Here is a 20,468-nt window from a genome sequence, read left to right as displayed (position 1 = left end):
GAGGCTCAGGGCTCCCGTTCGATCAGATCGAGGTCGGCGTGGACTTCGTCGCGGAGCGTCAGCCAGTGGAACAGGTTGTTCTCGTGTTGGTGGAGATGGGTCAGCGGTACGATGCGATAAACGGGGAGGGTGACCTCGATGACCGATTCCCAGTGGGCGATGGCTTTCAGGATGTGATCCCGGGCCGCGGTCCGACGGGTGCCGTCTCCATCCAGTCGATACGAAGCGAGCTCGACCGCCGCCCGCAGCTTTTCGGCAAAGTAGCGGCCCAGTCCGCACCAGGCCCGGATGTCGGTCAACTCCTGGCGAAGGGCCTCGTCGCCGCCTGATTCGATCCCGGCGATCCAATCCATGGCTTCGGACGCTTCGGCCTCCAGTTGATCGGCCAGCTCTAGGGGTGTCGTCCTGGCGTCGGCCACGGGTTGACCATCGTGGAGGGCCCTGGCATAATCGGAGGGGGAGACCAGATCGGGATCGAGGGTTCCCTTTCTGAGCATCAGATCGAGGTCGAGGAATTCGGAGGAGTCCTCCCGATCGCGCGCGAGGAATCCCTCGCTGTAGAGAGACTTGTCGTTGTTGATTTCGATAAAGGATGCGAGGTGAAGAGGCATCCGGCTGGCGAGACGGATTGCCCTGAAAAGAGCGGGCCCGGCGTCGCCGTAGCGACGGGTGAAATCCGCCTCAAAGACCGCGTCGGGAGTGGACGGGTCGTAAAGGAGCCGGCCCCAGAGTTTGTAGAAAAGCCACTGCCTTTCGAAGGCGTAACGCCAGGGCCGTTTCTCGAGATCTCGGGTGAAGTAGTCGACGGCCGGAATATAGGTTTCGGAACCGACGAAGTAGCCGCCGACGTATTCCTGTCCGTTCAGGGCGATGTGGCTGCGGATGAACTCGGGAACACCCCAGCGCAGCATGAAAAAGTCCTCATTGCGGATCATCCAGGTCATCCGGTAATTCTCCGGCGCAGGATTCCAGTAGGTGTCGTTGAGTTCACCACCGTGGGTCTTGACCAGTTTCGGGGTGGAGTGGCCGTGCGACCAGTTGAACTTCACCTCGACCCAGATCGGCGGGGTGATCCCCTCGATCCCCTCGAGGGCTCGGCGGGTGATTTCCTCCGTTGTCCGGCTGGTGGAACCTCCGTTGCTCAGCCCGGCGGAGAAGGGCACGCGGTGGATCAGTTTGGTCGGCCGATCGGCAGCCCGGATCCCGGCGATGATTGTGTCGAGAATCCACCGCTCGCGATCGGGAGCGGTCATTCCTCCCATGGCCTCACCCAGGCTGAGGCCTATGCCGGTCAGGTCGGGATACTCATTGAGCACCTGGGTGACGGCTTCCCGGTTGTATTGCCTCGCCAGTTCGGCGATTTCCGGACGGATCCCCCGCTCAACCGAGATGTTGCCGAGCCGGTCAAGTCCGTGGTGATCGCGGAAACCCTCGGAGACAAAGATGTTCCAGTTGACCAGGTAGGTCTCGATACCGCGGTCCCGGGCGAGGCGAAAGATCCCGGAATAAAGGGTGCGCCATTCCGCCATCTCTTCATCGGAGAAGGTATTGGCATAGGGGAAATTTGTCGGGCGGACCAGGTAAGGCCAGGGATGAAGATTCCAGAGGGTGAGGGCGTTGAAACGGTTCTCGGCCATCATGTCCAGAAACGCCTCCCAGTAGCCGAGATCCCGGCAGGCGTCGTAGTGGAGGGTGATGGCGTCGTTGCTCCGGTAGGCGAACCAAGGCAGGTTGAACTTGATCGCCCTGAACGGGAAGCGGGGTGACTGGGTTTGGGTCTCGATCGTTTCCAGTGAGAGGTGCCCCCGGATTCTCTCAGCCAGATCGAGAAGGCCATACATCGCTCCGGTCGGACCGCCCGCGTTGATCGTGAGGGAGAGACTTCCGGGTGCTCGGGCGAGTTCGAATGACTCGGGTCCGAGGCGTCCTGAATCGATTTCGATCTGCACGGTTCCGAATTCGGCTCCGGAGCCTGTCACGGCCGCTTCAAGCTTACCGATTCCGTGTTGAATCTGGGGACTCCGAGGGGCGACGATCTCAACCTGGCCGGCGGGCGCCGGTAGAGGTGCCGCTGCGAGCAGGGCCACAAGGAGAAGGTTCGGCAGCATGGGCATCGGATCGTCAGCGTAATCGATTCCGGTTGGGTGAAGCAATGGTCGGATCCCACCTTGGCATTTCCGGATCCGAGGAAGCCTTGCCCTTTTCAGCCGGATCCGTCATCGGAAAAACATGCGCCGTTTCTTTTTCTCATCCCTTTCGGTTTTTGGCGAAACGTTGGGAAAGGTGACGGCCAATCTGAAGTGGATTCTCCGACGCCGTCGGCAACTGATCGGTCCGGTGTCTCTCTATGAGGCCTGGTTCTCAATTCTGGGACTTGCCCTCTTCCTGCCCGGCACAACCTGGTTGACCAACCGGCTGGTCGCCGCCAGCGGGGGCACAACGATCGGAAACACCGAGATGGTCGCCTTCTTCCTTTCGGTTCCCGGAATGATCTTCCTGCTCGTGATCGCCGGATCGGCCGTCACCCTTTTGTACACGGAATATGCAGGCCTGCTCGTGATCATCAGGCGCTTCTCACAGGAAGCGGCCGATGCGGCAGAGGCCAGTGTCTGGCAGAGCCTGGTCCACCTTCCGGCCCTTGCACGGTTGGGGATCATCCAGGTTCTGATCTACGGGACGGGCCTCCTGCCCTGGCTGGGCGGGTGCCTATGGATCAAGTCGCATTGGCTCGGCGCCCACGACATCAATTTCTACCTGGCCATGCATCCGTCGGAGTGGTACGCGGCGCTCGTCGCGGCCGCCATCTGGACTGTGCCCTGGCTGCTGGCTGCCGTTGGCCTCTTTGTCCGCTGGCTGCATACCGTTCCCCTGATCGTCTTCGAGGGTCAGCGGCCACTGCACGCCCTGGCCATAAGCTGGCGCCGATCGAAGGGAACGGTTTGGGCGGGAATTCTCGTCATCAGCCTGTGGAATCTTCTGCTCGGCCTGCTGCTCCTCTTCCTGACCGCCCTCGTTCGCTGGGTGGCCTCAGCCCTTCTGGGGACCGAGCTCGGTGGCCTGGGCTGGACGCTGGCCGTCGTCCTGACCGCGCTGGGATTGCTGTCGCTGATCGGTTTGATCCTCCTGATCATCAACAAGGTCGGTCTGGCTCTGCTTGTCCTCGCGGCTTATGAGGAGCGGGTTCATGATGGTGATTGCCCGGTGGCGAAACCACTTCCGGCCTGGTTGGAACGGGTGAGGCCGAAGGGCGCCCGCAAAGCCGCGTGGGTTCTTGCCCTGATTATCCTGGTCGGTGCGGGCATCTGGACCGGGGGCTTTGTCGATGAGATCAAACCCGGCAAAGCACCGCTTATCACCGCGCACCGTGGCAGCTCGCAGAAAGCACCGGAAAACACCCTGAGTGCCCTGCGGCAGGCAATCGAGGACGGGGCGGACTATGCCGAGATCGACGTACAGACGACGCTGGACGGAGCGGTGATTCTCCAGCACGACGGTGACTTCATGCGGGTCGGAGGCGATTCCCGCAAAGTCGCCGAACTTACGCTCGAAGAGGTGCGGACTCTCGATGTGGGCAGCCGGTTTTCGCCCGAGTTTGCGGGCGAGCCGGTGGCGACCCTGGAGGAGGCGATCGCCGTCTGCCGGGGCCGGCTTCGCCTGAACATCGAGCTCAAGTACAACCGGGTCGACCCGTCATTGGCCGGAAAGGTGGGCCGGATCCTCCGGGCGGAAGCCTTCACCGGCCAGTGCCTGGTCATGTCCCTTGACTGGGAGCCCCTGCGGTCATTCGCGGCGGAATTTCCCGAGGTCGGGATCGGCTATATCGTATTCAGATCATTGGGACAGCTTAACACGGCGCAAGCGGATGCCTTCAGCATGAACGCGGCACAGATGACGGCCGGACTGGTCCGGTCGATTCACCGCAGGGGGGCCGAGGTGCATGTCTGGACCGTCAACGACCCGAGACTGGCCCTCCGCATGATCGAGATGGGTGTGGACAACCTGATCACAGACCGGCCGGGCGAGATGCGAAGGCTTCTCGACAGCTGGGAAGAATTGGCAGATTCGGAAAAGGTGGCCCTTCAGCTGCGGCGGCTGCTTCTTCCGCACGAGACATTCTCGACCGCCGATTTGTGAGAGCGAAGGGGAGCCGGAAGGTTTGGGGACCACTCGGTCATCGGAAGGTCGCCACCGGCGGCGCGCTCCGTTGGATGGCGGGGTATTCAAGCAGCCGATAGCTCCTGGAGGATCGGTAACCCAGACGCTGGGCCAGCCGGATTGACCCCTGATTGCGGTTGTCGCAGCTCCAGTAGGTTTCGAATCCCATGGCTTCACAGGCTTCGATCAGTTCCCTGCAGACCCGCAGGCCGTGACCCTGGCGCCGGTATCGCTGGTCGGTGACAACGGCGATCTCAACCTGGCTGTCGCCCCAGAATGCGGCATAGGCTTCGGCCAGGATCGACTCGCCGCGGATCAGGCAGAATCCGAGGCCGTGCACGAAGAATCGGCGGAGTCCCCCGAAAATGCGTTCCATTTCGTGGGTCCATTGACAGTGAGGGGCGAGGTCCGCGGTGATCTTGCAGACCCGAACTTCGTTGTCTGCGGGCGGCGCGAACGGGATGGTCCGATCGCGATCCCGGAGTTCCCTTCGTTCGATTTCGAGGGACCGCGACGGCGGTGGCTTCAGGCGGCGCCGGAGGGTGTCGGACCACACGAGGTGAAGCCGGTTTTCCCGGCGGAGGCGTTCGACCACCGAGGTGAGAAAGCCGGAGGTCATGTCCCGGCCGGCGATCAGAAACCGGTGATCAAGCGCCACGAGGGCGGTGGTGGGCTGGTGGGGATGATCGACCCAGGCGGTCCCCGGGCACCGGTTCTCCAGAACCGATCGGGCCATGGGATGGCCAGGTTGATCCGGAGTGAAAAACCGCTCGATGCGAGGGTAGAATTCAGAATAAACCGGATACATCTCGTTCAGTCGTGTTTCTGGGGAGGACTGGATTCGAGAGGAACCGGGGAGTCGTCGTCGCACGTCTGCAGATTCATGTTCAGCCTTCTATTTCGACCGCGCAAGGGGCGGTCTTGAGCCCGGCCTCTCCATCGGGTTCTGGGTGGACAAACCCTTGCGGACGGATTTTCCTGAACGACTCATGAGAATCAAAGCCGGTCTGAAACCCAAGAAGCTGTCCCGCAAGATCGATCGCCTGTTCGATCTCTCGGCGGAGAAGATCCGTCTGATCCAGAAAACCTGGGATCCATCGAAAGGAACCCCGGTTTTCACGGTTCGGGGGCGATACACCTCGCAGGGGTGGACGGAATGGACGCAGGGCTTCCAGTTCGGTTGTGCGATACTCCAGTTTGATGCCACCGGTGACGAGGCCGCACTGAAGATCGGGCGGGCGGGCACGGTGGGGCACATGGCCTCCCATGTATCCCATATCGGGGTTCACGACCACGGGTTCAACAACGTTTCGACCTATGGGAACCTGCGGCGGCTGATGCTGGAGGGTCGTCTGCCCTTCAACCAGGAGGAACTCAATTTCTACGAGCTGGCCCTGAAGGTCTCCGGGGCGGTGCAGGCCTCCCGCTGGTCGACGACGGCTTACGGCACCGGCTATGTCTACTCCTTCAACGGTCCCCATTCCCTGTTCTCGGACACCATCCGCTCGATGCGGGCGCTGGTCCTGGCCCATCAACTGGGCCATGCCCTGATGGGTGAAGGCGACAGGCCGATCAACCTGCTGCACCGGGCGGTCGAGCACGCCCGGACCACCAGCCGGTTCAATGTCTATTTTGGCGAGGGACGGGATGCCTACGATGTCTCTGGCCGGGTCGTTCATGAGTCGATCTTCAATCGCAATGACGGGCGTTACCGTTGCCCGAGCACGCAACAGGGCTACACACCTTTCAGCACGTGGACCCGGGGTGCGGCCTGGATCATCACCGGCTATCCGGAACAGTTGGAATTCCTTCAGACCATCAAGGCGGCCGAACTCAAGGAAGTCGGCGGAAAAGCCGCGGTGGAAAAACTCTTTCTGCGCACGGCCATTGCGGCGGCGGACCATTTCATCGACGGCTACACGGCATTGGACGGGATCCCTTATTGGGATGATGGGGCCCCCAATCTGCACCGACTGGGCGATTACAGGAAAAAGAAGGCGGACCCCTACAATGCCTGGGAGCCGGTCGACAGCTCGGCCTCGGCCATCGCGGCTCAGGGATTGATCCGCCTGGGGAATTACCTGACCGGCAAGGGGGACGCCCGGGGAACTCATTATCTCAACGCCGGCCTGACCGTGGCCGACACTCTTTTTGACGAGCCCTATCTCTCGACCGACCCGAGGCACCAGGGACTGATCCTGCATTCAATCTATCACCGGCCGAATGGATGGGATTACCAGCCGAAGGGCCGGAAGGTACCCTGCGGCGAGTCGTCGATGTGGGGTGACTACCACGCGATGGAGCTGGCCCTGATAATCAAGCGGATGGCGGAAGAGAAGGAGTATCTGACTTTCTTCTGATCGAGGTCTCTCGGGCCGCCTGAAAAGCCTCCGGGATGTCTCCCTCCGCTTGACCTGAGTCGAGCCGCGGGTTATCGATCAGACTGCCGGTTCTTTTGACCGGCTGGAGTCGTGACCCGCCTGCGGCCGGCTCGCCCCAGCCATGTTCCGATTTACCCTTCTGCTCTCCTGGGAACCCCGCAAGGGTGTCCCGGTCTTCCTGTCAATCGCAGCGATACTGTTCGCTGGGGTTTTCGCGGGTTGTACCACGACACCTCAGCCGGAACCGGTGGTCGCGGTGCCGAATCCGCCCCCGCGGTCGCCGGTCGAGACAATCGAGAAACCCGTTGTGGCGCCGGTTCCCGAGCCGGAGGTCGTCGAGGAAGCACCGGTTGAGGTGTTGGAGCTTCCGGAAGCGTTGAGTCCTGTGGAACAGGCGGCAGAGGACCTGGCGCTTATCCTGAGCGGTCAACTCGGGCTCAGGGAAAGCGATGTCAGCGTGGTCGAGGCGGCGGATTCGGTCTGGCCCGACGCCTGCCTTGGCTTTCCGGCCGAGGGTGAGATTTGCGCACAGGTGCTGACCCCGGGCTATGCGGTCACTCTTGAGGCGGAAGGGCAGCGCTTCAGTTTTCGCACGGATGAAAGCCTGAAACGGATTCGCCTGGTGGCGGCACCTCTGCCCGACATCGGGACCACCCTGGCCATCTGGAAAGACACCCAATCGAGTTTTGCCACCTCAACCATCGGCAGCCGCGGCCTGGCGGTTGGCCTGAGGGGTTGCCCGAAGCTGACCGTGCGAGATCGTTCCGCTGATCGTGAGTGGGGCATCGGTGAGCTGGTCGCCCGGTTCGCTCCGTTTCGGGCGGCGACCGAGGCAGGCGAAATCGATTTCCGGGGAAACGGCACGGAGGTGGCCGTGGAGGTGGAGCAGCGGATGATCGCCGAGTTTGTGCGTGCCTACAGTCGGTCCGTGTCGTTTGAAGGGGATCCCGAAACTCCGGCGACCGTTCTTTCCTGGGAACGGACCGGCGGGATTGCCGGCTTCTGTGATATTGTCGCGATCAATGCCGGCGGCGAAGTCATCATCAGTGATTGTCGCGGAGGAAGCGAACGCCGACTGGCGCACACCTGGCTCGATCGTCGGCAATTGACGGAGTTTTTCGGGTGGGTCGATTCCCTGGAGAGTTTCGCCTCCGACCAGACCGACGGCGGACAGGCCGACGGGCTGGAGATCCGCATCACTCTGAAGGGACAGGGATGGAAGAAGATCAATCCGGAGACCCTCGAGGCAATGCACCGATTGGCGAGTGACCTCTACCTGCGGGGTTATGATGAGGCCAACGGATCCTGAGGGGCCGGTGGTGCCCCCGTCGATGGCCGGCAGACGGCTCCTGAGGGCTCTGATCCTCGTCGGCCTGCCCCTTTGTGCCTTCGCCCAACCCGGATCGGATGAGGGATCGGTCGATCTCGATGCCTGGTTCGAGACCGGCCAGCAACTCTTTGATGATTATGCACCGCCGGCCCTGAAGGAATCCGTGCGCTTCCCGACGAAGGAGGAATGGGACCTCTTCTGGCACCAGATCGAATCCACCCTGCAATCGGATTCCCTCGCGGATTGGGCCTGGATTCGGCCCGAAGCGGAACAGGCCCTTGAGTGGCTGCGAACGATTCCCGGCGGCGAGGATTACGCGGACTGGCTCGCAGAGAGGCTCGACTATCTGGAGATGGCGGAGGGTGCCCTCTACTACGTGCTCGGAGAATCGGCGCCGGTCCGCCAGGGTCCGGCCGGGCCCGGATTGGTCACGCCGCCCCGGACTGCCCCGCCGGTGGCCGCTCCGCAGGATCGCGAAGCGGTCCGGACAGCCCGGACCTTCGCAAACTGGAAGTCCAGGATTGAGGCCCGGCCCGTGCCGAAGAATGCCACCCTGCTGGTGCCGCGACTCAAACCGATTTTCGCGAGTGAAGGCATACCTCCGGAGTGGGTCTGGTTGGCCGAAGTCGAGTCGTCCTTCAACCCGAAGGCGAAGAGTCCGGTGGGCGCCCTCGGCCTCTTCCAGTTCATGCCGGCGACGGCGGAGCGATTCGGCATGAAGACCTCGCGGCCCGATCAGAGGACGGACCCCGAGCGAAGTGCGCGGGCTGCCGCCCGGTACCTGGGGATCCTCCATCGACAGCTTGGCTCCTGGCCGCTGGCGGTGGCGGCCTATAATGCAGGCGAGGGACGGGTCGGTCGGCTTCTCAGGAAACACAAGACGACGAGCTACGAGGGTATCGTCGATCACCTCCCGACCGAGACCCAGATGTATGTCCCCAAGGTGTTTGCCACCGTCATGGTCCGCGAGGGCATTGACCCCCTTCAACTGCCCCCTCCGGGCAAGCCGCAATGAGTGCCGCCGTTTACCCCGGCGGAATTCGCTTTCCATCTCTCCCGGCGGCCTCTTGAGTCCCGGCCATGGCAGCCAAGGAGCCTCAGAAGTTCGGTCTGGGAGTATACTGGCCGGATGACTACACGGAGTACCTCGTACATTTCCACGAACCCTTCGCCGTCTTCCGGATCGAGGCGGACCGTGAGGGTCCCATCCTGCTTTGGGGGATGGGCGGGGCACTGCCGGTCGACTTTTCCGATCAGGAGTTGAGCCGGTTCCTCGAGGCGGCCGAGACGTTTCTGACTCTGGAGGGGATCGGAGAACCCGGGACCGGACGCCACGCCGAGTACCGTGAGTCGCAGGTGCCGTTTCCCCCCTGCCTGGTGGTCAGCAACCGGAGCAGTGTCTTTTCCGCCGTCGTCGGTCTCGGCGAGCGACCGTTTGCCGCCTATTTCAACCCGGATGAGTCGCAGTCGCTTTTCGCCGATTTCGATGTCTGGTTCGAAGGGGCCACCGATTCGATGATCGAGGAGATCGGCCGATCAGCCGAGATCTTCTATGAAGAGTTCTACGACCGGCAGGTCTACCTTGAGGAACAGGAGAAGAAGAGGAAGGGGAGCACCTTCAGGGGAGATCCCGACCTGCACTCACGTAATTGAACAGGGGTCTGCCGGTTCGGGAATTCCACGGATTTGCGGATTCGGGATGGACCTCGCTCAGAGGTCTTTCTAGCTTCCCGGACCGGTGCTTCAGGCACCGATCCGGAATCCACCTTTGATCTACCATGAGTGTTAAGAAAGTCGGCATCCTCACCGCGGGCGGTCTCGCCCCCTGTCTGTCCTCCGCCGTCGGCGGTTTGATCGAGCGTTACACGGAAATCGCGCCCGAGGTCGAAATCCTCTGCTACCGCAGCGGCTACAAGGGCCTCCTGCTGGGCGACAGTATTTCGGTCACCCCGGAGATCCGCGGGAAGGCGGCGATCCTCCACCAGTTCGGAGGCAGCCCGATCGGCAACAGCCGGGTCAAACTGACCAATGTGAAGGACTGCCTGAAGCGCGGTCTGATCACGGAGGGCCAGGACCCCCAGAAGGTGGCGGCCGACCAGCTGGTCAAGGATGGTATCGATATTCTGCATACAATTGGCGGAGACGACACCAACACCGCGGCGGCCGACCTGGCGGCCTTCCTCAGGAACAACAATTACGACCTGACCGTCATCGGCCTGCCCAAGACGATCGACAACGACGTCATTCCCATTCGCCAGAGCCTCGGCGCCTGGACCGCGGCGGAGGAGGGGGCCCGCTACTTCCAGAACGTGGTGGCGGAGCACAACGCCAATCCCCGCATGCTCATTGTGCACGAGGTCATGGGCCGCTCCTGCGGTTGGTTGACCGCGGCCACCGCCGCCGCCTACCGGAAGATGCAGGGTGCCCGGGAAATGGCACCTGCCATCGGACTCTCCCGCCTGCGTCTTGATGTGCATGGGATCTACATCCCGGAAATGAGCATCGATATCGAAGCGGAGGCCGAACGCCTGCGGAAGGTCATGGACGAGGCCGACAACGTGAACATCTTCATCAGTGAAGGCGCCGGGGTGGCCGATATCGTCAAGGAAATGGAGGCTTCGGGCAAGGAAGTGCCCCGCGATGCCTTTGGTCACGTCAAGCTGGACGCGGTCAATCCAGGTGCCTGGTTCGGCAAGCAGTTCGCCGACATGCTCGGCGCCGAGAAGACCCTCATTCAGAAGAGCGGCTATTATTCGCGGGCGGCTCCGGCCAATGCCGACGACCTCCGCCTGATCAAGAGCTGCACCGATCTGGCCGTCGAATGCGCTTTCCGGCATGAGGGCGGAGTCATCGGCCACGACGAGGATCGCAATAATGTCCTCCGGGCGATCGAGTTCGAGCGGATCAAGGGCGGCAAACCCTTCGACATCGACCTGCCCTGGTTCGGTGAATTGCTCCAGGACATCGGCCAGCCCAAGGGTGCCCGGGTTGCGACCGGGCACTGATCCCGTTCGATTCGCGGATCCCGCCCGCCGGTGGGTAGGCCGGACATCCGGCCCCCGCGCCAAAGGTCCACAGAACAAACCGTAGGAGGCTACGTTTGGTTTTTGATCCCGGAACAAACCCGTCCATGCTACGTTTTGTTTACTGTTCAAGATGAACACCCGTCGAACGGGTCCCTGCATGGGGATGGTCAACGACAATTGCGAATCGCCATCGCGAGGTCCATTGGTCGCCGGGAGTCGATGAAATTGTTGATTGAAGAGCCGGCGACTTACGCAAACGGGTTGATGGGGGTGAGTCCATCGATGGAAAGGAAATCCTTCACGTTTTCAGTAAGAATAACCGGGATTGCCTCGCGCAGCATCAGGGCGGCCAGCTGGCGGTCGAAATAGCTCTGCCTGGTCGCGCTTCCTTTCACACAGAGGTCGAGCGCGTCATGCACGCTCTCCAGGGTAAGGGGAAGAACGGTCAGGCCACGAAGCCGGGACAGGGAAACGATCTTGTCGCGTGCGAGGGTCGGGCTGTCCGGGGGCTGGTTTTTCGGGCCGGTGAGGTTCGGATACATCTCGGCCAGATTCTGCACGGAAACGAACATCTCCACTCCGGGGCGGTGGCGCTGGGCCAGAACCTCCCGTGCCTGGTCGTGCCGTGGGTCGCCCCTGAGGGTGGCGTAGATGAGCACGTTCGTGTCCACGAGGAGGCGGCCGGACAGTTCCTCAACGCGCATACGTGTCCTCCCTGCTGAAATCGCCCTCAAAGCGCCCACCGGAGGTGACGATCGCGTCGTCTGCGGCGCTTCGCTTTCGCAAGAACTCATCCAGCGCCATTTCGATGATCTGGCTCCGGGAGCGACGTTCCTGCTTCCCGAAACGATTCAGGTCTTCGAGGAGTTTTCTGTCCAGAGTAGCACTGATATGGGATTTCATAACATGAAGGTAGCAGAATTGGATGGTTTGTCAATCGGTCGTGTCGACACCGGTTCGAACCGGGGCAGGGGGGTGCCGGTTGAGCATCGAGTTCGAGATCACCCGGATCCCATCAATACCGTGCAGCCGAGCACCATCAGCAAACGGTCGAAGGAAGCACCACGACGCCAGGGCCGATCCCTGCTCCGCCGGCGTTTCCGGAGCCGGACGTTCGAAGGTGGGGTCATGAAGTAGGGTCAAAACGGGGACGGCAAGTCCGGTTTTGGATTTCTCACAAGACATCCCGGGGCATGGAAGGGAAGGGAAACGCTTTGTAGGCTGCACAGAATCAAGGAAACTTGGACCCCCTGGACATCTAGACCCGCCACAGATCGGAGACTTGGTTCCCGTACACGATCGAGGCCAAAAGAAGAGTTCGCTCGGGTGGACAGCAAAAAGTTAGGGCTGACCCTATAGGATCCCCCTTCAGTCCGTAATGTGCGACACGGACATCGGTAACACATCGTCCAAGGACATAGGTTACACTTTCCTTGTTGTTCTCTTCTTGGATTTGGGGAGTCGAGGGTTTTCGATGGGGCGGGTAATGTAGGCCGCAGGCCGGAATGGATCCGCCCCATCGTTGAGGGTGAGGTTGCCCAGATGAAGGTTCGCGTAGTGCAGTTGTATCACTTCTTCTTCGTTGATAAACAACCCGACGCGGCAGCCGGCAAAGATATCGCCCAGGTAATAGGCGTGCCCTTCATGGCTGATATGGCCGGAGTCTGACCGTCTTCACGACGTAGTCGTGCGGATAGGTGATTTTGACCTTTTCACCCAGGCGTCGGGCGCTGGGGCGGTAGACATCGGCGGGTGTGAGCATGTCCAGTGCCTCGTGTGGACGGATATGGTTGTATTCGTATCGCCAGCGCTGGAAGCGTTTCTGTTGGGCGCTCAGATTGGCCGAAGGCGGACGAGTTGCCTCGGCCTTCAGATCGCGATGCATGCGCTCGTGCGAGCCGTTTTCCTGAGGGCTGGACGGGGTGAGAACTCCACCTCGATGCCGTGTTCAATCCACCACACGCTCAAACGCGAGAGCCCTCCCCAAGCCACCGAGGCGAACGGCGCGCCATTGTCCACCCGGATGATATCGGGCAGACCGTGGTAGCGCTGCATTTGGGCGAAGACGCGCCGGGTGCGGGCATACTGCTGGTTGGGACAGGCATGGCAGGCGATCACGTAGCGGCTGAACCGATCGCACACGGTAAGCGGATCACACCGCTGCCGGTCACCGCACAGGAACCATCCCTTGAAGTCCACCGTCCACACCTCATTGGGCCGGGTCGGCTCGGTAAGATGCTCGCAGGCGACCCGGTAAAGCCCGGGCGCACGGCCGCGCGGTTGGCTCAACCCATGCCGCTTGAGGATCAACCCAATCGTGCTGCGCGCCGGCGGTTGTTCGATGCCGTGATCGCGTTGCAGGATCACCCACAGCTTCTTCGGACCCCAGCTCGGATGCCCTCGCCTCTCCTTCACAATCAACGCCTCCACCGCCGCGTCGGTCGAGGCAGGCGAACTCTTCGGACGCCGACTGTGCTCCTGCAGCCCAGTCGCACCCGACTCGGCGTAACGCGCCAGATACTTGTGCCCGGTCTTGCGACTGATGCCATGGTCCCGGCACAACTCGCTCAGCGTAAAGCGACCCGTCCGAGCCAGGGTCACAAACTTCAGTTTCTCGTCCATCGGTTCTACTTCTTTCCAGGGCATAACGCCCTTTTCGGAGTGTTACCGATGTCTTTGGACTATCTGTTACCGATCTCTCCGGTTCATACCGTAAGGGCGTAGAGGCGTGGGCCGTGTGGCGGGGCCATTGGCTGGACGCCGCAGCCGCCGAGCTGGCGATTCGCGGCTCCGCCGTGAAGCGCCGGCACTTGTTCGACGGCCGCGCGCGGCCTAGTTTGGCGGCGTAGGTGGAGACGCGAATCGACGGCCGGGGCTGGCGAGCGTTCCAGGCACCGGCCACGACATACGGCCTGCGCCTCGGAGCCCCCACACTGTGTGTGGGAGGACAGGGATCGGGTGCCCCGTGTCGGCACGAAGTGACGAAAGCTCGCGGGGCGGGTCCCGGGGAGGAAGGGAAGCGAGCAGCCAGCGTGACAGGCGGAACGGCTGGCGGGCTGGGTGCTGCTGCCCTGACGGGTGGGGCACTAATTATCTAGAGAGGCGTGGAAGCCGACCAAGTTGGGCGGCTGTGCCGAGCGCAGACAGCAACAGGCCTGACAGCATTTTGCTGGCGGGAGGGCTTCAGCCCCGAGCACGCGGCAGCGGGTGAGCTGGTGCCGCATTGCAGGAGTTGAACGCAAGTTGAGCGTATCCAGATGTTGGATCAATCCTTTATCATTCCATCGATTCTCTTCGCGAAAGATGGTGCTGAAACGTAGAGTGCTATGCCAATAATCAGTGCCAAAACCGTCTCAACAAAATGAATCGATATACTATTCGAATGCATAAAAATTCTTATATCTAAAACCAGAGATCTTGCGGTGAAGGCCAATATCACAACAGAGCAGACCCTCAAGAAAACGCACGCTGCGAACCCCCATTTACTTGCAGTTCTCATTGTACGTTTTTTGGCTTTCTGATATCGCTGCGCGACGGCGGGTTTCTGAGCCCTGCATCGCGTCGAAGTAGCTTCCGATACCCTCTCGATTGATATTATCCATCTTGTTGCGGTAGTACTGTCCACCAGCAATGGAAGCTGTTGCAATGCCAGCCTTACCAACGTCGATAACAGCCATCGGCACCTGTAGCGGCTTAACTTCGTTCGAAAGGATACTCAAGTAGTCAGTAACTCCAGCGACGCCATGGGCTAGTGCCATGCCATAATTGCCTTCCTGGTAGTGGTATCCCGCCAAACCGTAGTTAGTTACGTGCGACACAACTCCGACAACTTGGCCACCACCTTTGAACCTCGTTGGCATAATTGCCGCACCTGATATTGTAAGCGAATCGCTCGCGAGAGAGACAACGTCGCTCGCAGTCATTCCATTCGGCGAACCATACATCTGAGTGTTTACATACGCTTCGCGGTTACTGGTTAGGAAACTTTGGCCGCCGTTGTTCTGGAGTAGCTGTCCGAGTTCGGAGTTCATCCGACTAATATCAGACTTCAATTTCGCACAGTCCTCTTTCGACCACTGATCCTTTTGGTCCTTCTCGTTGTTTGGAACAAAACCCGCAGGGTCCCCATTTGCGGCGCGATACAGATCATCGAAGTCGGAGATACCGGGCTCACCGATCACGCCCAGCTGGTAGGGCGAGGAATTGACGGGCGGTGAATCGCTACTGTTTACGACAAATTCGTCAAGAGCTATTGGAACCTTATTGATGGGCTCTAGTGTCGGATTCAATCCTAGGTAATCCCACCGATTGATGGCATCGTTGTTGGTATATCGGTAGAGGTTGAAGCCACCCATTTCCTCGATGGGATCCCGGTTGATGAATCGCCCTGTTTTCGGGTTGTAGTAGCGGTGCCCGAAATACACCAACCCACTTTCGTCATCAGTGTATTTGGTGGCGAAGCGGAAGGGGTTGGCGTGGTTGTAGGCCAGGGATCCGACTTTGGTGGCCGCTCCGAAGCTGTCGTATTGGTAGGCGGCCTCAAACGCCTGGGAACGATTAATCAGCCCGACCACGTTGCTTTGCAGGTCATAGGCCGGCCAGTAGGCATGTTGGCCGTCCCAACGGGTGATCAGCAAGAGGGCTTCCAGGCCGCCGGTCGCAGTCAGACTTGAGGCGCGGTCCAGACCCCAGTGGAACGAGCGCACCATGTTCTGGCTGGCGTCGACTTCAGCAATGACGTTGCTGCCGTCGTAGACGAAGCGGCGCTGCCAGGTCAGGGTGCCGCCACTGGTGGCGTTGTAGACGCGCTTTTCGATGCGTCGGTGCAGGTAGTCGTAGTCAAACTCCAGGCGCTTGGGATGGACCGCGTTGCCCGACTTGGAGACCATCCTGGTCAACCGGTTTTGCGCATCATAGGTGTAGGTCCACTCGAGATCACCGGTCAGGTTGCCGTCGTCGTCGTAGACGAAATCGCTTGAGCCTCCCCCGGTGGGTTCGATCTGGTTGAGGCCATTGGCCGAATAGCCCTTCCCGTCGAAACTGGTCGGATTGCCCGCAGAATCCCAAGTGTAGGTGTCTTCCGCGCTGCTTCCGATCCAATCATAGTCGCGCTCAATGACCTGGCCCTTCAGGTCGTACTTCTGCTTGACATCGGCCGTATTTGACCAGCCGTAGTGATCGGTCAACTCATCGGTCGCCGCAGTTCCGTTCAATCGCCACTTCTCGATCTGATCCTGCCAGGTGAAGACTGGCACGGTAAAGTCGGATTTGACGGTAAGCGTGCTGCCTTGGAGAAACTCCGTCTTTTGGCGGGAGCGGTTGTTTCGCCATGACTCGTACTCGGTTGAACGTTTGTAGTGGATACTGTAGGTCGTATCCTTCATCAGGTTGCTGTCGGTGTGATAGGTGTAATCGTACTGGCGGTACCAGTTGTATTGCGAGGTCCAGGTCCCGACATGGGAAATGCGTCCGCCGGTCGTTTCATAGCCGTAGTGCTGCCTCTGATAGGCAGAGAACGAGCCACCGGTGCCCGTGCCCAACTCGACACCCTTGGGCCGGGCCTTGACGGTGGTGCCTGAGCCGTCTTCGGTGGGGTAGCGCACAGTGAGGTTACCAAACTTGCCCGAGCCCGAGATGTCAAGATCCTCCTCCAGGGTGATCAGGTTGCCGTAGGTACTGTCGCGCAGAAACTTGCGCGTTCCCGCGGCATCGATTACCGTTTCAACCCGTCCCATCCGGTCGTAGGTGTAGGTCACGTCCGGGGTGGTGTCCGAGTAGTCCTCCTTCACCAGGTGGCGTTCGGTAGTGTCATACCAGTAGGTGGTCTTTAGCGTCCCGCCGCTGGAGCGCGCCCAGATGCGCTTGCTCACCTTGTCCTGATCGTTGTATTCGTACTTCGTTGCTTTGTAGGCGCTCGAGGTCGAGTAGTGGCGCTTCTCCTTGAGCAGGCCGCTTTCATCGTCGTAGAGCATCTTGACCGTGGTCTTGTTCGTGCCCGAGGTGTTGCGGTATTGGTGCAGTTCAACCAATTGACCGTAGGCATTGTAGACGTAGTCAACCGGGAAGGCGCCGTCGCCGTACTGGTAATCGACCCGTCCTTGCTTGGTATAGGTGTAATAGGTGTTCTCAGATCGCTCCGTACCGTAAACCTTGTTTCGGCGGATGTGGCGGTCGAGGCGCCCGGTGGTTGAGTTGTAGACATTCTCCCGGACGGTCAGGGTACCCGCTCCGTAGTCCCGGGTGATGTAGCGCACGCGGTCCATGCTGCCGCTTTCGTAGGTCAGCAGCGTCTTGACCGAACCGCGTTCGGTCGTGCTGTAGCGGCGGCGCAGGTTGTCGTAGTCGATCTCGACCTTGGTTCCGGCCGGATCGGTGTCCTTGACCAATAGCCCGGCTTTGAAGACGCGCACCCGATCTCCTGTGGGGTAAGGATCGAACGAGGTGGTCTCGGTCACCAGCGCTTTGGTGCGATCAACCGCCAGGATGCTCGTGGCCCTGGGTCGACCATTGGAGCCCGTATCTTCGTCGCCCAGCAGATCAATCGACATCATCCGTCCCAGCGAGTTGGCGTCGGGTGCCAGCCTGATCCTCTCCTCCTTGACCGGTTCAGCGGTGGAGCTGGACGCGGTCGGGTAAGCATAGTTACGCGTGGATTGCCACCAGTAGCCGCTGGCATCCTCTACGAAATCAATCCTTGATTCGGCGATCTGCTTGTCGGTGGCAAGATCGATGGCCTGGTTATTGTTCGCGTCCAGGGCAGTGCGCTTGAGCCTGCCCAGACCGTCGTATTCGAAGAGAGCCGGGTAGCCCGATGAGCTCAGAACGTATTCTTCATTCTCCTCCTCCCAAATTTCATACTCTTGGTAGGTGCGCTTCTGGCGCCCATTCGCATACTCAATATTGGTGAGGCGAGATGGGTGCCCACCGCTGGCGTTCCACAGCGGCTCTTCGACCTCAACGGCGCGGCCCAGCCAATCGAAGCGTTCGATGCGCCAGCCATCTTCATAGGTACCCACCGTGAAACTTTTCAGGGCAGTCCAGGCTTCGATCTGGTTGGCCGCGAAGCGGCTTCGGACATACCGGGGAGGCTGGGCATCGCCGGTGACACTGTCGAGTGACCCGTCCCTGAAAAAGTCTTCGAGTTTGTAACCGCCGTCCGGGTTGATCGTCTTGATCTGATCGGCGGCCGGATACTGGAAACTGACCGTGCGGCAGCAGTCCAGGGTTTTTGACGTCAGGCGACCAGCCACATCATAGGTCCAGGAACTGACCACCGCTTCCGAGCCGCCGCTGTCACCGCGTTCGGCCCGTATCCGCTGGTTCGCACCGTCGAATCGGAAGCTATTCCAGACATCGTCCACCTCGGGCGTGCCCGCTCCCGAGTCCAGGGAATAGCCTTCGGTCTTGATCTCCTCCACCCGACCTTGCCGGTCAAACCAATAGGATTTGAGATTGCCCACCTCGTCCGTTTCGGTGAACAACTCACCGGATACGTAGGTGGCCTCATACACCGTATTGGTAGCCTGCAGCGCTCCATTGGCGTAGGTGAGCACCTTCTTCACGGTCGGGCGTCCCGCATTGTCATAGCCATAGCTGCTGGCCGAGGCCAGTTCGAAGCTTGTGCCGGTGGTATTGAGGCTAAGGCGGTTGGCTGCCTCTACCCCACCGACATCAAACCAGGATCCGCTTTGGGTCGATTTCTTCTCGATCACATAAATCGCCTCGATCGTTTCGCCATTCAATGAAGAGAGCGCACTGCTGGTCTCACCAGACGGGCTGGAACTGTTGCCCAGCACCGAGTCCTTCACGTAGTAGGTCCGCCAGACATAGGCGCCCTCATAGTACTCATAGATCGCCGTCGTGTAGTAGGCGAACGAGACCTGGGTGCCGTCCGGATTCCTGATCGAATAAGGCTGCCCCCGCAGGTAGGCATCGGACGCGTCTTCCTGGTAGACTTGCCTTACGGTAACTTCGGTCAGTGAGGAAGAGGCGTAATCGGTGATCGTTTCCTGGCGGACTGGTTCGCCATTTCTGGTGATGGCGGAGGTGTTGTAGGCGATCGAACGCTCACCCACTTTCTGGTAGTCGCCACCGCTGTCTTTGACCCGGGTGATGATCGAGGTCGGAAGCATCCGATCTCCCGAGAAGTCCGGACCATAGACATAGACCGTCTTCTTTCCCTCATTGGCATCCTCAAACGGCTCATAGATCTCCTTGACCAGTCCGATCCTCTCAAAGGTATCCTCGTACACCATACGCTTGTAGCCACCGTCCGGAAAAACCACCTTCTTGAGTTGGCGGTAGTGGCCCAGTCCGTCATAAATGCTCGTGTAATATTCGAAGTCGGTGGTCCGCAGCGCCGAGCTTGTCCCGTCCCAACCTTCCTCGAGCCTGGTCAACTCCCAACCCCAGGCATAGTTGGTGTAGGTCTTGCGTGTGCGACGTGACGGTGTGGATTGATAACCGGAAAAACTGTAATCGCCACCTGCATTAAGATTTCGTCCGTATTCGGAGACAACCGTGGTCTTGGTGCTGCCGGCCGTGGAGTTGGTCGTGATGACCTTGCGCATCGCGTTGCCGGTGGGAGTGGCGTTCTTTGTCCAGTCGTGCATCTCCCAGGAATCCAGGAGGTAAACCCAGTTCAACCGTGTGATCCAGTAGTCTGAATCGACTGACTTCTTGATTTCGATATTGTTGGTCGCGGCCTTGTAAATACGGTAGGTGGCCACCGCGTTGGGCGACCCGACGAGAGTGTAGATGCCACCGCTGAAGGGTCCCACATCTTTCCAGGAATAGTAGCGGATCTCGTAGGTCGTCGAATTGACCGTCACGATGTCGGCCAACCCCTGAGGCGCATTGACCTGGCGCAGCACGCCGCCTGAAAAGACGACCGAGACCTCGGTGGACGGGGCGGAGTAGTAGAGATCGGAGGGCTGGAAATTGATTGAAGCAAACTCCTCGGCGCCAATCGAGATGGCGCCTGCGGCGGAGCCATTCTTCAGCTGCCCCATGCCGACTTTCCAAACCAGCTTGTCAGTCGTCCAAGAAGTCGACTGGGCAAACGGGATCAGATCACCGGCATAGCCCGAGGGCTGCACCATGATCTTGTAGTCATCAAAGTCCTCATTGAGGTCATCCAAGGTCGCTCCGGACGAAACCAAAGGGCGGTTAATGGGATCGGAATTGGAGATCTCGGAGATGAAAAAGTCATAACCGGGAGGACCCGCCAATTCAACAGTGTAGCCGGTGATGCTTGCGCTGCCAGACAACCTCAAGTCATAGGTTTTGCCCGGGCGCACGTCGATTTTCTGCGGGTCGGTCTGGGTGGTCCCAGAGCCGTTGCTGCTCCAAGTGACATCGTCCGATCCGTCGCCGCTCTGCAGTGAAGTTTCTCCATACCAGGTGAGGGTGAGGGTCTGAGAGGAACTGCTGGTGAACTGGGCGTGCACAGTCACTGGGATGGCGACGGGATTGTCCATGACCTGCGCCGTCGCTTCCGGGAGGAACACCAGAAGAGCAGCCACAAGAACCAGGCGGGAATCGAGCGTCCTGCGTGTCATTGATTCAGTCCTCGCT

At 60.2% G+C, this 20,468-nt stretch carries 13 protein-coding genes; 6 read left to right on the top strand and 7 right to left on the bottom strand.

What is annotated here, in order from left to right; genetic code table 11:
- Positions 1-5: 5 nt before the first annotated feature.
- A complete protein-coding gene (locus tag R3F07_00755) occupies positions 6-2,114 on the bottom strand; it encodes a hypothetical protein (protein ID MEZ5274890.1) in 2,109 nt (702 codons plus the stop codon).
- Positions 2,115-2,229: 115 nt separating this feature from the next.
- Between R3F07_00755 and R3F07_00750 the strand changes: the two genes are divergently transcribed.
- Positions 2,230-4,134, top strand: a complete 1,905-nt coding sequence (locus R3F07_00750) for a glycerophosphodiester phosphodiesterase family protein (protein MEZ5274889.1) — start codon at positions 2,230-2,232, stop codon at positions 4,132-4,134.
- Between the two features lie 37 nt (positions 4,135-4,171).
- Here the strand turns inward: R3F07_00750 and R3F07_00745 are convergent, their stop codons facing one another.
- Entirely contained in the window at positions 4,172-4,891 is a 720-nt protein-coding gene (locus R3F07_00745) for a GNAT family N-acetyltransferase (GenBank protein ID MEZ5274888.1), read from the bottom strand.
- A gap of 253 nt (positions 4,892-5,144) precedes the next feature.
- Here R3F07_00745 and R3F07_00740 point away from each other — a divergent pair, with 253 nt between their 5' ends.
- From R3F07_00740 to R3F07_00720, 5 genes are all read left to right on the top strand, one after another.
- Positions 5,145-6,515 carry a glycosyl hydrolase gene (locus R3F07_00740; protein ID MEZ5274887.1) on the top strand — a complete coding sequence of 457 codons (1,371 nt, stop codon included), beginning with the start codon at positions 5,145-5,147 and terminating at the stop codon, positions 6,513-6,515.
- Positions 6,516-6,792: 277 nt separating this feature from the next.
- On the top strand, positions 6,793-7,845 hold the full coding sequence (locus R3F07_00735) for a hypothetical protein (protein ID MEZ5274886.1): 1,053 nt from the start codon (positions 6,793-6,795) through the stop codon (positions 7,843-7,845).
- Positions 7,823-8,881 carry a lytic transglycosylase domain-containing protein gene (locus R3F07_00730; protein MEZ5274885.1) on the top strand — a complete coding sequence of 353 codons (1,059 nt, stop codon included), beginning with the start codon at positions 7,823-7,825 and terminating at the stop codon, positions 8,879-8,881. Before R3F07_00735 ends, R3F07_00730 begins: the two co-directional genes overlap by 23 nt.
- A 65-nt stretch (positions 8,882-8,946) precedes the next feature.
- Entirely contained in the window at positions 8,947-9,519 is a 573-nt protein-coding gene (locus tag R3F07_00725; GenBank protein MEZ5274884.1) for a hypothetical protein, read from the top strand.
- A 125-nt stretch (positions 9,520-9,644) separates the two neighbouring features.
- Entirely contained in the window at positions 9,645-10,871 is a 1,227-nt protein-coding gene (locus tag R3F07_00720) for a pyrophosphate--fructose-6-phosphate 1-phosphotransferase (protein ID MEZ5274883.1), read from the top strand.
- Between the two features lie 269 nt (positions 10,872-11,140).
- Here the strand turns inward: R3F07_00720 and R3F07_00715 are convergent, their stop codons facing one another.
- The 5 genes from R3F07_00715 to R3F07_00695 form a co-directional block, all read right to left on the bottom strand.
- The gene (locus tag R3F07_00715; GenBank protein ID MEZ5274882.1) at positions 11,141-11,596 is read right to left on the bottom strand and encodes a PIN domain-containing protein; all 456 of its coding nucleotides are present in this window, start codon (positions 11,594-11,596) and stop codon (positions 11,141-11,143) included.
- A complete protein-coding gene (locus tag R3F07_00710) occupies positions 11,586-11,795 on the bottom strand; it encodes a ribbon-helix-helix protein, CopG family (GenBank protein ID MEZ5274881.1) in 210 nt (69 codons plus the stop codon). The genes R3F07_00715 and R3F07_00710 overlap by 11 nt, the downstream gene beginning before the upstream one ends.
- 739 nt (positions 11,796-12,534) lie before the next feature.
- Complete coding sequence (locus R3F07_00705; GenBank protein MEZ5274880.1) at positions 12,535-12,777, bottom strand: integrase core domain-containing protein; 243 nt, start codon at positions 12,775-12,777, stop codon at positions 12,535-12,537.
- Positions 12,762-13,538, bottom strand: coding sequence for a DDE-type integrase/transposase/recombinase (locus R3F07_00700; GenBank protein MEZ5274879.1), 777 nt, complete (start codon positions 13,536-13,538; stop codon positions 12,762-12,764). The genes R3F07_00705 and R3F07_00700 overlap by 16 nt, the downstream gene beginning before the upstream one ends.
- An 836-nt stretch (positions 13,539-14,374) precedes the next feature.
- Entirely contained in the window at positions 14,375-20,452 is a 6,078-nt protein-coding gene (locus R3F07_00695) for an RHS repeat-associated core domain-containing protein (protein MEZ5274878.1), read from the bottom strand.
- Between the last annotated feature and the right edge of the window lie 16 nt (positions 20,453-20,468).

This window comes from Opitutaceae bacterium, from assembly GCA_041395105.1.
In the GTDB taxonomy this organism is placed as follows: domain Bacteria; phylum Verrucomicrobiota; class Verrucomicrobiia; order Opitutales; family Opitutaceae; genus B12-G4.
Note: the sequence above shows the minus strand (reverse complement) of the source record. Positions and strands in the feature narration are given on the sequence as shown.

Coding starts and splice junctions, on each gene's coding strand:
- R3F07_00750 (MEZ5274889.1), top strand. CDS start 2,230: ATGCGCCGTTTCTTTTTCTCATCCCTTTCGGTTTTTGGCGAAACGTTG.
- R3F07_00730 (MEZ5274885.1), top strand. CDS start 7,823: ATGATGAGGCCAACGGATCCTGAGGGGCCGGTGGTGCCCCCGTCGATG.
- R3F07_00700 (MEZ5274879.1), bottom strand. CDS start 13,538: ATGCCCTGGAAAGAAGTAGAACCGATGGACGAGAAACTGAAGTTTGTG.
- R3F07_00715 (MEZ5274882.1), bottom strand. CDS start 11,596: ATGCGCGTTGAGGAACTGTCCGGCCGCCTCCTCGTGGACACGAACGTG.
- R3F07_00725 (MEZ5274884.1), top strand. CDS start 8,947: ATGGCAGCCAAGGAGCCTCAGAAGTTCGGTCTGGGAGTATACTGGCCG.
- R3F07_00710 (MEZ5274881.1), bottom strand. CDS start 11,795: ATGAAATCCCATATCAGTGCTACTCTGGACAGAAAACTCCTCGAAGAC.
- R3F07_00720 (MEZ5274883.1), top strand. CDS start 9,645: ATGAGTGTTAAGAAAGTCGGCATCCTCACCGCGGGCGGTCTCGCCCCC.
- R3F07_00745 (MEZ5274888.1), bottom strand. CDS start 4,891: ATGGCCCGATCGGTTCTGGAGAACCGGTGCCCGGGGACCGCCTGGGTC.
- R3F07_00695 (MEZ5274878.1), bottom strand. CDS start 20,452: ATGACACGCAGGACGCTCGATTCCCGCCTGGTTCTTGTGGCTGCTCTT.
- R3F07_00705 (MEZ5274880.1), bottom strand. CDS start 12,777: ATGCATCGCGATCTGAAGGCCGAGGCAACTCGTCCGCCTTCGGCCAAT.
- R3F07_00755 (MEZ5274890.1), bottom strand. CDS start 2,114: ATGCCCATGCTGCCGAACCTTCTCCTTGTGGCCCTGCTCGCAGCGGCA.
- R3F07_00740 (MEZ5274887.1), top strand. CDS start 5,145: ATGAGAATCAAAGCCGGTCTGAAACCCAAGAAGCTGTCCCGCAAGATC.